The 15,957-nt window shown below is 63.1% G+C and carries 14 protein-coding genes and 1 tRNA gene; 6 read left to right on the forward strand and 9 right to left on the reverse strand.

The features are described 5' to 3' along the window. Positions 1-11 precede the first annotated feature (11 nt). Genes AC0L16_RS17750 through AC0L16_RS17770 form a run of 5 tightly spaced genes read right to left on the reverse strand, consistent with a single transcriptional unit; the run spans position 12 to position 5,963 of the window. Complete coding sequence (locus AC0L16_RS17750; RefSeq protein WP_473622242.1) at positions 12-1,523, reverse strand: aldehyde dehydrogenase family protein; 1,512 nt, start codon at positions 1,521-1,523, stop codon at positions 12-14. A gap of 19 nt (positions 1,524-1,542) precedes the next feature. Continuing rightward, positions 1,543-2,319, reverse strand: a complete 777-nt coding sequence (locus AC0L16_RS17755; RefSeq protein WP_473622243.1) for an enoyl-CoA hydratase/isomerase family protein — start codon at positions 2,317-2,319, stop codon at positions 1,543-1,545. Further along, positions 2,312-3,910, reverse strand: a complete 1,599-nt coding sequence (locus AC0L16_RS17760) for an acyl CoA:acetate/3-ketoacid CoA transferase (RefSeq protein WP_473622245.1) — start codon at positions 3,908-3,910, stop codon at positions 2,312-2,314. Before AC0L16_RS17760 ends, AC0L16_RS17755 begins: the two co-directional genes overlap by 8 nt. Then, positions 3,907-4,923, reverse strand: a complete 1,017-nt coding sequence (locus tag AC0L16_RS17765) for a Gfo/Idh/MocA family protein (RefSeq protein ID WP_473622246.1) — start codon at positions 4,921-4,923, stop codon at positions 3,907-3,909. The genes AC0L16_RS17760 and AC0L16_RS17765 overlap by 4 nt, the downstream gene beginning before the upstream one ends. Then, entirely contained in the window at positions 4,920-5,963 is a 1,044-nt protein-coding gene (locus tag AC0L16_RS17770; RefSeq protein WP_473622247.1) for a LacI family DNA-binding transcriptional regulator, read from the reverse strand. The genes AC0L16_RS17765 and AC0L16_RS17770 overlap by 4 nt, the downstream gene beginning before the upstream one ends. Positions 5,964-6,180: 217 nt before the next feature. Here AC0L16_RS17770 and AC0L16_RS17775 point away from each other — a divergent pair, with 217 nt between their 5' ends. Both AC0L16_RS17775 and fcl read left to right on the forward strand, forming a co-directional pair. Continuing rightward, positions 6,181-7,335 (forward strand): dihydrodipicolinate synthase family protein, encoded by a 1,155-nt coding sequence (locus AC0L16_RS17775; protein ID WP_473622249.1) that lies wholly within the window; start codon positions 6,181-6,183, stop codon positions 7,333-7,335. A gap of 142 nt (positions 7,336-7,477) precedes the next feature. After that, positions 7,478-8,440, forward strand: coding sequence for a GDP-L-fucose synthase (fcl, locus tag AC0L16_RS17780; RefSeq protein WP_473622250.1), 963 nt, complete (start codon positions 7,478-7,480; stop codon positions 8,438-8,440). Positions 8,441-8,703: 263 nt separating this feature from the next. On the opposite strand, the gene AC0L16_RS17785 is transcribed toward fcl, so the two are convergent. Both AC0L16_RS17785 and cpdR read right to left on the reverse strand, forming a co-directional pair. Continuing rightward, positions 8,704-8,778 (reverse strand) — tRNA-Val (locus AC0L16_RS17785). Between the two features lie 118 nt (positions 8,779-8,896). Next, positions 8,897-9,259, reverse strand: a complete 363-nt coding sequence (cpdR, locus tag AC0L16_RS17790; RefSeq protein WP_006199474.1) for a cell cycle two-component system response regulator CpdR — start codon at positions 9,257-9,259, stop codon at positions 8,897-8,899. Between the two features lie 147 nt (positions 9,260-9,406). On the opposite strand from cpdR, the gene AC0L16_RS17795 reads away from it, so the two are divergent. The 3 genes from AC0L16_RS17795 to AC0L16_RS17805 all read left to right on the forward strand — a co-directional run bounded on the left by AC0L16_RS17795 (position 9,407) and on the right by AC0L16_RS17805 (position 12,133). After that, positions 9,407-10,363, forward strand: a complete 957-nt coding sequence (locus tag AC0L16_RS17795; RefSeq protein ID WP_473622252.1) for an N-formylglutamate amidohydrolase — start codon at positions 9,407-9,409, stop codon at positions 10,361-10,363. A gap of 372 nt (positions 10,364-10,735) precedes the next feature. Continuing rightward, entirely contained in the window at positions 10,736-11,509 is a 774-nt protein-coding gene (gene hisN / locus AC0L16_RS17800; protein WP_473622253.1) for a histidinol-phosphatase, read from the forward strand. A 96-nt stretch (positions 11,510-11,605) separates the two neighbouring features. Next, positions 11,606-12,133 (forward strand): DUF1579 domain-containing protein, encoded by a 528-nt coding sequence (locus tag AC0L16_RS17805; protein WP_473622255.1) that lies wholly within the window; start codon positions 11,606-11,608, stop codon positions 12,131-12,133. A 95-nt stretch (positions 12,134-12,228) separates the two neighbouring features. Here the strand turns inward: AC0L16_RS17805 and AC0L16_RS17810 are convergent, their stop codons facing one another. Next, positions 12,229-13,203, reverse strand: a complete 975-nt coding sequence (locus AC0L16_RS17810; RefSeq protein ID WP_473622256.1) for an alpha/beta fold hydrolase — start codon at positions 13,201-13,203, stop codon at positions 12,229-12,231. Between the two features lie 558 nt (positions 13,204-13,761). On the opposite strand from AC0L16_RS17810, the gene AC0L16_RS17815 reads away from it, so the two are divergent. Further along, entirely contained in the window at positions 13,762-14,226 is a 465-nt protein-coding gene (locus AC0L16_RS17815) for an Hsp20 family protein (RefSeq protein ID WP_128169805.1), read from the forward strand. Between the two features lie 71 nt (positions 14,227-14,297). Here the strand turns inward: AC0L16_RS17815 and AC0L16_RS17820 are convergent, their stop codons facing one another. Continuing rightward, on the reverse strand, positions 14,298-15,350 hold the full coding sequence (locus tag AC0L16_RS17820; RefSeq protein ID WP_473622258.1) for a threonine aldolase family protein: 1,053 nt from the start codon (positions 15,348-15,350) through the stop codon (positions 14,298-14,300). Between the last annotated feature and the right edge of the window lie 607 nt (positions 15,351-15,957).

The following is a 15,957-nucleotide window of genomic DNA, read 5'->3' on the forward strand; positions in this document are numbered from 1 at the left end:
TTCTTCCCAACTCAGCCGACCCACCACCCGGTGCGCTGGCCGCGATGAAACTGGATCGTCTTTTCCTCGGTATAGTCCTCGACGGCGCGCTTGCCGAGTTCGCGTCCGAGACCGGACTGCTTGTAGCCTCCGAAAGGCAGCTCGGGATAACCTTCCATGAACGTGTTCACCCAAACGGTTCCCGAATGCACATTCCGCGCCACCGACATGCAGGTGTCGATGCTGGCGCTCCACACGCCCGCCGATAGACCATAGGGCGTGTTGTTGGCGATGCGCAACGCCTCCTCAATCGATCCAAACGTCAGCACCGACAGCACCGGTCCGAACACTTCTTCACGGGCAATGGCCATGTCTTCGGTGACGCCGCGAAGGATGGTCGGGTCGAGATACTGACCGGCACTTGAGGCGATCTGCTTGCCGCCGCTATAGACGCTGCTGCCGTCGTTTGCAGCCGCCGCCACGTAGCCGGTCACCTTGGAGAGGTGCTCGGAAGAGATCATCGCGCCGACCTTGGTGCTGTCGTCGAGCGGATCGCCAACGGTGACCCTGGCGGTGAGCGCCTTCACTGCGCCGAGGAAGTCGTCGGCGATCGCCTCATCGACGATCAGCCGGCTGCCGGCGTTGCAGCATTCGCCGGCGTTGAAAAAGCCGCCGAACACCGCCGCGTCGGCCGCCGCTTCGAGGTCGGCATCTGGAAAGACGATCTGGCCGTTCTTGCCGCCGAGCTCCATCGAGACCTTCTTCAGCGCGTTTGCAGCCGACGCCATGGTCATCTTGCCGACCCGGGTGGAGCCGGTGAACGACACCATCTCGACCAGTGGGTGGGCGACCATCGGCGCGCCGACATCGGCGCCCAGGCCGGCGAGGATGTTGACGACGCCATCCGGCAAGCCGGCCTGCATCAGGATGTCGCCGAGCACGAAGGTCGAGGCCGACGTCATCTCGCTCGGCTTGACCACAGCCGTGCAGCCGGCGGCGAGCGCGAACGGCAGTTTCTGGCTGACGATGAGGAAGGGAAAATTCCACGGCGTGATGATCGAGACGACGCCGATCGGTTCACGCAGCACGACGCCCAGCATGGCGTCACCGAGGTTGGCGTAGGTTTCGCCATGGAGCGTGCGGGCAAGTGCTGCGGCATAGCGCCAGATGTCGACGGCGCCGCCGATCTCGCCGCGCGCCTGGGCGATCGGCTTGCCGGATTCCAGCACGTCGAGCCGGGCAATCTCCTCGAGCCGCGCCTCGATCAGGTCCGCTGCCTTGAGCAGGATCGCGGCGCGCTCGCCGGCCTTCATGCGCGGCCACGGGCCGGTCTCGAAGGCCTTGTGCGCGGCCTGCACCGCTGCCTCGACGTCCGCTTCGCCGGCTTGCGCATAGCGCGAAACGGTGAAGCCGTGGCCGGGGCTGTTGCGCTCCAGCATGCGGCCTTCGCGGGCATCGACGAACTTGCCGTCGATCAGCAGCCGGTAGCTCTTCGGTGCTGCGGATGCCTCGGCGGGCATGGCGATGGTGAGGGGCAAGTTCATGTGACGTTCCACTCGCATTCTATGATCTTGAAAACGCCGGTTTCTGCTTGGCCTTGAAAGCCTCGACACCGGCCTTGAGGTCGCCGGTCAGCGCGATGAAGCCGCTGGCCAGCGCCTCTGCAGCGGCGGCACTTTCCTCGCCCTCGGCGATCGCGATCATCAGCTTGGCGGACTCGGTTGCCAGCGGGCCGCGCGCGGCGATATTGCCGGCCCAGGCCCAGGCCTCGGTGAACGCGTTGCCCGTGTCGACCACCCGGTCGACGAGGCCCAGAGCGAGCGCTTCGGCCGCCACGAACGTCTCGCCGCCGATTGCCATGCGCCGCACCGTCTGGGCGCCGAAGCGGCGCACGGCGCGCTGCGTGCCGGACCAGCCGGGCACCACGCCGATCGAGGTTTCCGGAAAACCTAATTTCACCTGCGCCTCGGCTACGCGGAAGTCTGTAGCCGCCGCCAGTTCCAGCCCGCCGCCCAGCGCATGGCCGGAGAGAACGGCGATGGTCGGCTGCCGCAACTGCGCCAGCCGGTCGAAGACGCGGTGGCCATAACGCACCCATTGCACCTGAAAATCGGCTGCGCTCATTCGCGACCAGGCTTCGACGTCGCCGCCGGCGCAAAAGCCCTTGCCTTCGCCGCACAGCAGCACGACACGAACGCTGTCCGCAGCTTCCGCCGCGTCGAGCGCGGCTTCCAGCGCGCGCAGCATCGCGATGTCGAGCGCGTTGAATTTTTCCGGCCGGCGCAGCGTGACGATGCCGATGGCACCATCTGTTTCAAAGGTGACGAGACGCTCAGCCATGCGCGCCTCCAAGCGAGGCGCGGCCATTGAGCGACAGTCCGATCGGCCGGTCAAGATAGAGAGCGTCTGGCGTGACCTTCAGGTCGTTGGCGACGGCGAGCGGGATCTCGGCCTGCGCCAGCACGTCGCGCTCGAGGTCGATGCCGGGTGCCAACTCCGTCACCATCAGCCCATCCGGCGTCAGTTTCATGACGCAGCGCTCGGTGACATAGGTGATGTCCTGTCCTTGCGCGACAGCGCGCTTGCCCGAGAAGGAGATGTGCTCGACCTCGCCGACCACTTTTTTGACCTTGCCTTCCCCGTTGATGCGGATGCCGCCATCGGCCAGCGACAGCTTGGCGCCGGCATTGAAGAAGCCGGAGAAGACGATCTTCTTCGCCCGCGCGGTGATGTCGACAAAACCGCCGGCGCCGGCGGTGACATGTGGCCTGGCCGAGAGCTTCGACACGTTGACCGAGCCGTGGCGATCGATCTGCAGGAAGGACAGCAGCGACGCGTCGAAACCGCCGCCCTGGAAGTAGATGAACTGGTGTGGCGAAGGCATGAACGCGTCGGCATTCGATGAGCAGCCGAACTTGAAATCGAGCAGCGGCACGCCGCCGACCGCGCCCTGTTCGATCACCCAGGTGACCTTGCCGTGCTGGCCCTCCTCGATAAGGATGCGCGGCACGTTGGCCGAGATGCCGAAGCCGATGTTGACGGCCATGCCGTCGGCAAGCTCCATGGCAACGCGCCGCGCGATGACCTTCTGGACACTCATCTCGGCGTTGCGGAAAGTCGACAGCGGCCGGAAGATCTCGCCCGAGATGGCCGGATCGTAGGGCGTCAGTGTCGTCTGCAACTGGTCGGGCGCCACCACGATATGGTCGACCAGCACACCGGGCACGCGTACGTCATGCGGCTTCAGCGTGCCGTTCTCGACGACGCGCTTCACCTGCGCGATGACGATGCCGCCATTGTTGCGGGCGGCGAGCGCCTGCTCCAGCCCGCCGAGATAAGCGCCCTCGTGCTCGTAGGTGAGGTTGCCGCGCTCGTCGGCAGTGGTGGCGCGGATGATGGAAACGTCAGGCACGATCGAGCGGAAGTAGAGCCATTCCTCGCCGTCGAATTGCTGCACCGAAACGATCGGCTCGCTGGCCGCCGCATTCATGGCGCAGCCCTGATGACGCGGGTCGGCGAAGGTGTCGAGGCCGACCTTGGTGAGCACGCCAGGGCGCTTGGCGGCGGCCTCGCGGTGCATGTCGAACAGGATGCCTGATGGCACGTTGTAGGCGGCGACCGAATTGTCGCTGATCATCTTCCAGATCTGCGGCGGCTCCGAAGAGGACGGGCCGGACGGATAGGAGCCGCACAGCGTGCGCTTCAACAGGCCGGGCTTGGCCAGATGGTCGATACCCCTGATGCCGTACATGTCGCCGGCGGCGATCGGATGCAGCGTCGTGATGTTCTTCGGATGGCCCTCTGCCTCGAAGCGCTCGCCGATCGCGGCGAGCACCGCATCCGGGCAGCCGAGACCGCTCGACGACGATACCGAAACGACCATGCCGTCCCCGATCAGGCTGGCGGCTTGCGTTGCGGAGACGAGCTTCACTCTGCGCCCCCGAGTTTCGGATCGATCGCGACTGATTTGCCGGACCTGGCGGATTGCAACGCCGCCTCGGCCGATGTCAGCGACCAGACGCCGTCCTCGCCGGTGGCCGACGGCTGGCATTCGCCACGGATTGCCGCATGGAACTGGCGCAAAGACCTGACATAAAGGTCTTCGCGGTCGAAGTTCAATTCCTCCTCGCCCTTTGCCGTGCGCAGCAGCACGGAGCCGATCGGCTTCTGCGTCATCACATCTTTCGCGATCAGGGAGCCTTCGCTGCCATGCACCTCGAAGCCGGTGCCGGCGAATTTGGTGGTGAAGCCCTCATGCGACTGGGCGATGATGCCCGATCTGAAGCGCCAGATGCACATGGCGCCATCTTCCAGCCCGCTACTGGCCATGCCTGCGGCCTGGGTGAACGCCGAACCCTCGAGCGGATCGTCGTCGAGCACGAAACGCAGCGTGTCGGCATCGTGCACGGTGATGTCGAGCACCACACCGCCGCCGGCTTCCGGCCTGGTGATGCGCCAACCCTGCAGATTCTCAGGCAAATAGACGGAGTGAAAGACGCGCGCGGCAATCGGTTTGCCGATGCGGCCGGCGGCGATGGCTTCGCGCATCGCCCGGTGCGAGCCGGCATTGCGCAGATGATGGTTGGTGCCGAGCACGAGACCGGCCGCCCTGGCGGCAGCGACCATTGTGCGCGCATCGGCGCTGGTCAGCGCCAGCGGCTTTTCGCACAACACATGTTTTCCCGCCTTGATGGCGGCTAATGCCTGTTCGAGATGCAGTTCGTTGGTGGTCGAGATGTAGACGGCGTCGACGCCGGAGCCGAGCAATGCATCGAGCGTCGAGACGGCGAGCGCAATGCCGTTCGCCTTGGCATAGGCAGCGGCGCGCTCCGGGCTGGAACTCATCACCGCCGCGATCTCGCTGTTCGGTTGCGCGCGGATGGCGTTGATCATGAATTGCCTGGCGATCGTGCTTGCGCCGATCAGTCCCCATTTCACGGTCATGCAGCGTCTCCCATTCCCGCACGGCGATCAGGACCGCAACTGTCCCTGACCACGAGGTTGACGGCGCCGATATGATCCTCGGCGCGCGTGGTGCGCGACTGGATCATCTTCAGCATGACATGGGCGGCGCGCTCGCCGAGGCCTGCCGAATCCACCGCGACACTGGTCAGCGCCGGCATGTAGTGCTGGGCTTCGATCACGTCGTCGAAGCCGACAACGGCGAAATCGGCGCCGGGCTCGAGGCCGCGCTTGCGCAGCGCCAGCATGACGCCGAAGGCAACCGCATCGTTGAAGCACAGCGCCGCGGTAGGCGGCTCGGCCATGGCGAGCGCCGTCTCCAGGCAGGCAATGCCGCCCTTGCGGCTGGTTTCGCCTTCGACGACGAGCGTGTCGCGTTTGGCGATGCCGAGCCCCTCGCAGGCCTCGCGAAAACCACCGAGCCGCTCGTGATAGACCACCAGGTCCGATGAGCCGCCGAAGAACGCCAGCCGGCGATGCCCTTTGCCGATCAGATGGGCGGTGGCGAGCCAGGCGCCGCGATGATTGTCGGGCGCGATCACCGGGATGCGGCTTTCGGGAAGGCGGCGCATGGTGAAGACGATCGGAAGGCCCGCCATCTCGATGCGGCGGAAAGCACCAGGCGCCGTGCCGCGCGCCGGCGACACGATGAACCCGGCGACACCTTGCTCCATCAGCGATTTCAGCACTTCTTCCTGGCGCACCGGATTCTCCGCCGTGTTGGCGATGAACGGCACGATGCCCGCCGACTGGAAGACGCGCTCCATGCCGACCGCCATTTCGGCGAAAAAAGGGTTGGTGAGATCGTTGATGACCATGCCGATGACATTGGAATGGGCCTTGCGCAGATTGGCGGCGCCGCGGTTGTAGACATAGCCGACATCCTCGATCGCCTTGCGAACCTTCAGCGCGGTCTCAGGCCGGATCAGATCGCTGCCCTGCAGCACGAGCGACACCGTCGACTTGGACACGCCCGCCTCACGGGCAATGTCGAGTATCGTCGCCTTGGGCCTGATGGCCATCCAGATGCGTCCCCCGGTATTTTTGGTCAAATTTATTGGAACGTTCTAATTCTGGGCTGGATTTGAGTCAATCGGGATTTTTAACAAAATCGAGCAATCCGGCATTCACGGCTTTCCTCGCTGCGACGCAGCATTGTGGAGTGTGGATTGAGATTACACAAAGGCCCTTGATTTTTTGGAACGTTCCATTTAATAGGCGCGACCGAGGGAGAGATCGATGGACATTGCCTTGCCCGGGGAGGGCGGTCGCAGCACTCGCTACCGTCTTGTCGGCCAGCCGGCGCAGCCGGTGATCGGCGCGCGGTTTTCGCGCATCGCCTATGCCGCCGCCCATGTCGTTGCCGATCCGTTGGCAATGGCCGATCCGTGGTCTCATCCAGCGGTCGACTGGGAGCGCACGATGGCGTTTCGCCATCATCTGTGGCGGCTCGGCTTCCGCATCGCCGAGGCGATGGACACCGCGCAGCGCGGCATGGGTTTCGACTGGGCAAATGCCAGGGAATTGATCCGCCGCTCGATCGCCGAGGCGCGATCCGTCGAGGGCGCCGATCTCGCCTCAGGCGCCGGAACAGACCATCTGGCGCCAGGCGCCGCCAGGACGCTCGATGATGTCGTCGCTGCCTATGAGGAGCAGTTCGGTTTCATCGAAGGCCTGGGCGGCAAGGCGATCATGATGGCCAGCCGCGCGCTGGCGGCTGTCGCCAAGGGTCCCGAAGACTATGCCAGCGTCTATGACCGCATCCTGTCCCAGGCATCCGGCACGGTCATCCTGCACTGGCTGGGCGACATGTTCGATCCGGCGCTGAAGAATTATTGGGGCAGCCATGAATTTGAGACTGCGCTCGATACGGTCGTCGCCATCCTCGAACGCCACGCCAGCAAGGTCGAGGGCATCAAGATATCGCTGCTCGATGCCGACAAAGAGGTTGCCCTGCGCGACCGGCTGCCGGAAGGGGTCGTCATGTTCACCGGCGACGACTTCAACTATCCCGAGTTGATCGCCGGCGATGGCGCAGGACATTCGCACGCGCTGCTCGGGAATTTCGACGCCATTGCGCCGGTCGCCAATGCCGCGCTGGCGAAACTGGCCGCTGGCGACCGCTCAGGCTATGACGCGCTGATGGCGCCGACAGTGCCTCTGTCGCGAAAGATCTTCGAGGCGCCGACCGAGTATTACAAGGCCGGTATCGTCTTCCTGGCCTGGCTGAATGGCCACCAGGACCATTTTTCGATGATCGGCGGTATGCAATCGGCACGCGGCATTTGCCACTATGCCGATGTGTTCCGTCTTGCCGACCAGGCCGGATTGCTGGCCGACCCCGAGCTTGCCATAGCCAGAATGAAGAACCTGTGCGCCGTGGCGGGCGTCTGAGCGCCATACCACAGGAAGAGCTCGCCCGAATCTGGGATTTGCCTTGTCCGGGCAAATCTGTATGCGCTATGCGTCCGACGCAGGGCCATCCGGCGCGCCGACGCCGGTGGTCACAGCGGCCGTTCTGCATAGGGATACGCCAATGGATTTCGACCTAAGGGGCAAGCGCGTTTTCGTAGCCGGGCATCGCGGCATGGTCGGCTCGGCCATATTGCGCAGGCTGGCGGACGAGGACTGCGAGGTCCTGACCGCATCCCGCGATGAACTCGACCTCTTGGACCAGGCCGGCGTGCGGCGCTGGATGGCTGGCCACCGGCCGGACGCCGTGGTGATGGCGGCGGCCAAGGTCGGCGGTATCCTGGCAAACAACAAATTGCCGGTCGATTTTCTGCAGGACAATCTCATCATGCAGACCAACGTCATCGAGAGCGCCTTTCGCAACGAGGTGCAGAAATTGCTGTTCCTCGGTTCGTCCTGCATCTATCCGAAGTTTGCGGCGCAGCCGATCTCCGAGGATGCCTTGCTGACCGGTCCGCTCGAACCGACCAACGAGTGGTACGCGATCGCCAAGATCGCTGGGCTGAAACTGTGCCAGGCCTATCGGCGCCAATACGGTGTCGAGTACATCTCGGCGATGCCGACCAACCTTTTTGGCCCCGGCGACAATTTCGACCTCTCCACCAGCCATGTCGTGCCAGCCCTGATGCGCAAGGCGCACAAGGCCAAGCGGGCCGGCGACAAAACCCTGGAGGTCTGGGGATCGGGCACGCCGATGCGCGAGTTCCTGCATGTCGACGACGCCGCCGACGCCCTGGTCTGGCTGCTGAAAAACTATGCCGGCGACAGCCACGTCAATGTCGGCTCGGGCGAAGACATCACCATTGCCGAACTGGCCCGCACCATGCTTTCCGTCGTCGGCGCCGAGGCGGCGCTCACATTCGATGCGACGAAGCCGGACGGCACGCCGCGCAAGCTGATGGACGTATCGCGCCTGTTTGCCACGGGCTGGCGCCCACGCTACTCGCTTCAGAGCGGATTGGAGCAGACCTATGCCTGGTTTCTCCAGCATATCGAGAAGGGCGATCTCCGCCTCGGCGCGGCTTGATCTCAATCGACGCTGATTGCTGCCAGCAGACATGGGCGGCCGGCTTCTGGCCATGGCCAAAGCAAAATCGCTCGCTGACACGCTTGAACCGTCTCGGATTCACCTGGAAGAGCGATGCCCCGGGACACCAATTTCATATCGTCGAGGTGGCCGAAGAGATTCTCTGCCGACTTCATTGAAAAATACGCCATTCACGCAGTCCAGCTTGGAAGCGCCCAAGACGAGGAAATCTGCGGGGTACGAGGGACGGCGGCTTGTCTGGATGGTGGGCGTGACAGGGATTGAACCTGTGACCCCTGCAATGTCAATGCAGTGCTCTCCCGCTGAGCTACACGCCCATCCGAAGCCGCGCATACACCATTTTTGCCACCGCGCGTCAATAGCAGGAAAAGCGAAAGAAAGGTTCGCCTTGCCACGCCGTCGGAGGCGCGCCGGAAGCCGGCGGCGGAAAGCGCGTCAGGCTGCCTGCAGCATCTTTTCGACCTCGTTGACGAGGTCGCGCAAATGGAACGGCTTCGACAGCACCTTGGCGTCTTTCGGCGCCTTGGAATCCGGATTGAGCGCAACGGCGGCGAAGCCGGTGATGAACATGACCTTGAGGTCGGGATCGATCTCGGTGGCGCGGCGGGCGAGTTCTATGCCGTCCATCTCCGGCATGACGATGTCGGTCAAGAGCAGCGAGAAAGGCTCTTCGCGCAGCCGCTCATAGGCGCTGGCGCCATTGTCGAAATCGCTGACCTGGTAGCCGGCACGCTCCAGCGCCTTGACGAGGAACCGGCGCATGTCGTCGTCGTCTTCCGCCAGTAGAATGCGTGCCATCTTGTCCCGTCCGAATCACCCGCCCGGGACTGCCGTGGGGCAGCCCGTTAACCATCCTGTATATGAGGAGGCGAGGGTAAACATCAAGTGAACGTTAAAGGCCCGATCCGGCTTTAAACAAGCGGTCCGGACGCCGAAACGCTGGACATGCGGCCGGGGAGGTGGCACCTTTCCAACCATGATGCATTGGTGTTTCCAGGTTCGTTCAAATTGAAAACGGCAGCCGAGGATTTTTCGGTCGTTCCCCCCTTCGAAATCCGGTCGGGCGCCGAACAGCGCGTCCCCTTCCTCTTCAACTCACCGCATAGCGGCCGTCACTATCCGGACCGGTTCCTGGCGATGGCAAGGCTGGACCGAAACGCCATCCGCCGCTCCGAAGATTGCTATGTCGACGAATTGTTCGGCGGCGCCGTCGCGCTCGGCGCGCCGATGCTGGCGGCAAACTTCCCGCGCGCCTATCTCGACGTCAACCGGGAGCCGTGGGAACTCGATCCGCGCATGTTCGCCGAACCCGTGCCGTCGTTCTGCAATATCCGCTCGGCGCGCGTCGCCGGCGGGCTTGGCACGGTGCCCAAGCTGGTGGGAGAGGGGCTCGAAATCTATGCCGGCCGCTTGCCGCTGACGGAAGCCGTCGGGCGCATCGAGGCCGTCTACAAACCTTATCACGAGACGCTGAAACGGCTTTTGACCAGGACCCATGCGCGGTTCGGCTTTGCCGTGCTGATCGATTGCCACTCGATGCCGGCGAGCATCAGGGTCGGCGACAGCGGTGTCAGGCCCGACTTCATCGTCGGCGACCGTTTCGGCATCTCCGCCTCGGCAGCGTTGACCGAGACGGCGATCGGCCTGCTCATCGGCATGGGCTACACCGTCGCCCACAACAAGCCCTACGCCGGAGGCTTCATCACCGAGCACTATGGCCGCCCCGTGCGCCATCTCCATGCGCTGCAGATCGAGGTCAATCGCGGGCTTTACATGAACGAGCGGACGTTCCAGAAATCCGCCGGCTTCGATGCGCTCGCCGACGATCTGGCGCAATTCTCGGCCGACCTGATGGCAATGCCCGACCACAATTTTATCGACCTGCCGCTTGCCGCCGAATGATGCCGAAAATCGAAACGAGATCTTGCACCGGATAAGGCGTCGGCGTGCGGGTCGGGGACGCGCAATCGCGTGGATGTCGGGCCGAAAAAAAGACCGCATCGTTTGCACGACACGGTCGAAGTCTAGGGAGGAAACGCCCAAGGAGGGCATGGACAGGAGAACCTGTCCGAGAACAAATTTATTGTGCGATGCACAAATGTCAAGCCGCCGAGCGGCGTTTTTAATTCACTATGATGTGGAAACTGAGTTTCGAGGGCGCCAGCGTTGCATTCGAGCAACAGTTGTCGATGCGCAAAAGTGCCGCACGCCCTTGTTTTGGCGCATTACCGCAGGCAAACGAGTTCCAGCAGGCTGCAGCGTGGGGAGACTCAGTTGGATATCAGCATCGATTTCATGCGGCGCATCGCGGATGCCGCCGCAGCCGAAACCTTGCCGCGCTTCCGCAGCCAGGGCGCGGTCGCCAACAAGGAGCAAGGCAGCTTCGACCCGGTCACCGAGGCCGACCGCGAGGCTGAGCGGGTCATCCGGGCGCTTATATCAGCGGAATATCCCGATCACGGCATTCTCGGCGAGGAGCATGGCAGCGAGAATATTTCCAGCAGGCATGTCTGGGTGATCGATCCGATCGACGGCACCCGTGCCTTCATTTCCGGCCTGCCGGTGTGGGGAACGTTGGTCGGGCTGACGGTCGACGGCGATGCCGTTGCCGGCATGATGTCGCAGCCCTTCACCGGTGAGCTTTTCTACGCCAACGCGTCCGGCGCCCATTATGAAGGCCCGGGCGGACCGCGAAGGTTGACGACACGCAAGACGACGAGCCTCGCCGAGGCGACGCTGTTCACCACCACGCCGGCGCTGTTCCAGGGAGACGCGCGCCTGCGCTACGACCTGTTCGAGCGGCAGGTCCAACTCGCCCGCTACGGCACCGACTGCTATGCCTTCGCCATGGTCGCGGCGGGAAGCGTCGACATCGTCGCCGACCCCGGTTTGAAACCCTACGATATCGTCGCGCTGATCCCGATCATCGAGAAGGCCGGCGGCGTCGTCACCACCTTCGAAGGCGGACCGGCGGAAAGGGGCGGCGATATCCTGGCTGCGGCAACGCCGGAGCTTCATGCCGCCGCGATGGCGGCGCTGCGTGGCTGAACCGGCTGGGCAACTGGCCGTTTCACAGCCCACGTTCCTGACGGCAGGGTGTCAGCAGCTCTCGGCTATGGAGACAATATCACCGAAGGGAATCACATGCCGACGCAGTCAACAGCCAGCCGTTCCGAAAATGCTCGAGCAGAAAATGCTCCAGCAGATGGCCGGGCCGATTTCGATTTCTTCTTCGGACGCTGGAACGTCAGCCATCGAAGGTTGCAGAAGCGCCTGCAAGGCGACACCAACTGGGACGTGTTTGGCGGGACATGCGAGGTGCGCCCGATCCTTGGCGGCCTCGGCAATGTCGACGACAATGTCATTGAATTGCCCGGCGCCGCCTATCGCGCCGCCACGCTGCGGACGTTCGATCCGGCGACGAGACAATGGTCGATCTGGTGGCTCGACGGCCGCAACCCGGCGACCATCGATGTTCCGATGCGCGGCGCCTTCGAAGCAGGCGTCGGCACGTTCCTGTGTGAAGACGTTTTTGACGGACGCGCTATCCAAATTCGTTTCCTGTGGTCGCGGATCACTGAAAAATCGGCGCGCTGGGAGCAGGCTTTTTCACCGGATGGCGGCAAGACCTGGGAGACCAATTGGATCATGGATTTCGCCCGGCAGGCGTAGGCCGACGATCGACCAGGTAGGGCATTTTTTCAAGCCAGTCATATTTTCAATGATTTGGAGCGCTCTTTGCGCGTCCGGGGGAGCACGGCACTCAATCAGGCGGTGTCGTCGCTTCCCGGGATGAAGGCATCGAAGGCGGCAAAGAACTGCTCGCGAAAAAAGTCGGCTTCCTGCAATATTTCATGGCGTGCGCCATCGATCACCAGCAGCGAACCGAGACGCAGCCGTCTGGTGTAGGTTTCCACCGCCTTCGTCGAGACGACCTGGTCGGCGCCGGCGGCGACCACCAGCAAGGGAACCTGGATCCTGGCCATGAAGTCGGGATCGCTGACCGCCTCGGAGGCCTCAGCCGCCGCTTTCAGCCATCGGATCGTCGGGCCGCCGAGCGCCAGCTGCGGGTAGGTTTCGTAGATCAGCGTGTTGCGTCGATACCGCTCCGGATCCGATGTCACCATGTTGGCGGCAAACGGTATGGTTCTTCTGGGCCGCGGACCCCAGGCGGCATAGAGCCGGCCAAGGCCCAGCAGACAGAACAGCGAGCAGAGGCGGCGAACGGTGGTTGTCGAGACCGGCAGGTCGGGAACGGCCAGGAATGGCGCGATCAGCACCATGCGGCGTACGCGGTTCACCATCGACGGCCCGGCAAGCAGTGTGATCACCGCCCCGGCCGAATGGGCCAATATGTAATACGGCCCCCGGCAGTCGGGCAGCACGATCTCCTCGAAGAACTGTTCCAGGTCGCCGGTGTAGTCGAAGAAACTGCGGACATAGCCGCGCTGGCGGTCGCTGATTAGCCGGTCGGAACCGCCCTGGCCGCGCCAGTCAAAGGTGGCGACGCCAAAGCCGCGGTCGGCGAGGTTGCGGATGGTCTCGAAATATTTCTCGATGCACTCGTTGCGGCCGGTCAAGACGACCACGGTGCCTTTCAGCGGGCGCGCAACCGCGGCAAAGAGGCCATAACGGATTTTCTTGCCGTCGCGCGTGGTGAAGAAACCACCGGCGGCATTTTCCGGCAGCGGATTGCCCGGAATTTCGCAAAAAAGGGGGATTTTGTCGAGGCGGTCCGTCATTCGGCGCTGCGTTTTAAGTGTCGCTGCCTGCAGGGCGCAAGCTTTGCTAGGCATAGACGCCCCATACAGCAAAAGCAAAGGGCAGCGAAAGCAAAGGAATTCCGGACGCGCTGGAAAGGCTGAACGAGGCAGCCAGCGAGTGAGGCCGAAAGCAGCTTGCGGCATGCTTCCGGCCCCCCGTCGATCCGGGCGGAAGGGACGTTACACCCGGTCGGCCCTGTTGCGGCATCTCGCGCATAACCCCGAAATCGCAGCCGATTTCGCCGTGAATCATGCGCAATCAAAGTGTACAGCTTGCGTGTCCGAGAGGACGCGCGGCGCCGTAACCGCCGCCTGTTCCTTGATCCTGGAAGCAGATTAGCGCGACCTAGCTGAACGTCCGCCGAAGCCGCGGTTCATCTGCCGTTCATCGAGGCGGCAGAATCTTGAAATGCCTTCTGGTGCTCCCCAAATGTCTGTTGCGGCCGCCCATGTCGGGGCCGCTGGCCTATCCGGAACGCCGTCACGGGTTTCGCACCGGCCATACGCAAACCTTGTTGCTCAACAGGAGAACACACTATGCGTCACGTTGATTTTTCCCCGCTCTATCGTTCGACCGTCGGTTTCGACCGGCTGTTCACCATGCTCGATTCGCTTGCGCAGCCCGAAGGTGCGCAGACCTATCCGCCCTACAACATCGAGCGCACCGGTGAGGATTCCTATCGCATTTCGATGGCGGTCGCCGGCTTCTCGGACGATGAGCTCTCGATCGAGGCTCACCGCAACGTCCTGACTGTCAAGGGTGAGCGCAAGGAGGGCAATGGCGAAGGCTCCGAACTGCTCTATCGCGGTATCGCCAGCAGGGCCTTTGAGCGCCGCTTCCAGCTTGCCGACCATGTTGACGTCGTCGGCGCCTCGCTGAAGAACGGCCTGCTCTTCGTCGACCTCAAGCGCAATATTCCCGAGGAGTTGAAGCCGCGCAAGATCGCGATCACCGCGTCTTCGGCGAAGGCCAAGCAGATCGAGGCCAAGACCGCCGCGTAAGCTGCGTCACAAAGACGATCTCAGGGACGAAGGGCGGCGCCTGGCGCCGCCCTTTTCACGATAAGGTGCCGCTATCCAGCAATTAGCTCGCCAAAGCGGTCGACCTCTTCGGCCGTGGTCGCAAAGCTGGTGACGAAACGGTAGAGCGCTTCGTCCTCGCCGATATGGCCATCAAAGTCGTGCGGCTTGTGCCAGTCGTAGAAGGCGGCACCCGCCAAATGCACCCGTTCAGCCTTGGCCTTTTTCAGCACCGCGAACACTTCGTTGGCTTGCGGCAGCCAGGCCAGACGCGCCGACGCGGAATCCTCGATCAGTGCTGCGAGGCGTGCTGCCATGGCGTTGGCATGCCGGGCCGTGTCGAGCCATAGTTCGTCCGTGAAATAGGCTTCGAACTGTGCAGCGATGAAGCGCGATTTCGAGAACAATTGTGCCGCGCGCTTGCGCAGGAAGGCCAGTTCCCTGGCGCGGTCGAGGTCGAACAGCACGATAGCCTCGGCGCACCAGCAGCCGTTCTTGGTGCCGCCGAAAGAGAGGATGTCGACGCCGCCCTTCCAGGTCATCTCCGCCGGCGTTGTATCGAGCGCGACCAGCGCATTGGCGAAGCGGGCGCCATCCATGTGCAGGGGCAGTTTGTGATGCTTGGCGATCGCCGAAATCCTGGCGATTTCGTTCAGTGTGTAGATGGTTCCGACCTCGGTCGACTGGGTGATCGACACCGCCATCGGGCGCCCGGAATGGACGATTTCAGGCGCGAAGCGGCCGACCGCCCTGTCCAGCTTACTCGCATCGATCTTGCCCAGCGCACCGTCGACGGCATAGAGCCGTGAGCCGCCGGTAAAGTATTCCGGGGCGCCGCATTCATCCTCGATGACATGTGACTCTCGATGGCAGAAGGAAATGCCGCCTGATTTGTTGTAGGCGGTCAGCGACAGGGAATTGGCGGCGGTGCCGGTGGCCACGAAAAACACCGCGACCTCGCGCTCGAAGATTTCGTTGAAGCGCTGGTATGCGGCCTCGTCGAGGGCGCCGTCGCCATAGGCGGTGGAAAAGCCGCCGGCATGGGCCGACAGGCCCGCGGCGATGCTGGGATGGGCGCCTGCCCAATTGTCAGAAGCGAAATTCATGGGTTTGCCTGTGCTGGGAAAATCGAGGCGACCTTGGCGGCTTTCGCATGCCGCTCGCAAGTGCCAATCTCCGGAAAAGCGGTAAAGCCAGCGAGAGGCCGGGCCCTAAAGCGCGTCGCGTTCGGCCAACCTCGTGCGACGCGCTTTAGGTTGTTGTTTCATGCATGTCGTTATCGCAAAACCGCTGAACACCCTCGGGTCAGGCCCGAGGGCATGCTTTTGCGCGACATGCATTAAGGCCGCGACTGAAGCTTGCGTTTTGGCGGGGTCGAGCGTAATTTTCTGTCTCTGGATGCCAACGATTGTTGCGAATCGGTCTTGTGCGCATCCGCAATTTCTGTCATAAAAAATTTAGGACAGTAGTACTGTCTTATTTTGTCGCACAAAACAGGCTGGATTGGCGTATCATTGGGCCTCTCCGGCCGTTGCCGCGAGCGACAGGTAGACAGCCTGGCTTTGGCCTGTACGATTGCCGGATGCGAACCTGGCCGCCTGGTTCGGCAAAGGATTTCGCAAGACGGGATTTCGCAAGACGTGCCGCAATGATGAGAGGGAAGCTCATGCGCTTCCCAACGGAAACCAGCGCCCTAAGGGCTGGCATGGAGGA

This window comes from Mesorhizobium sp. WSM4848 (assembly GCF_055811375.1).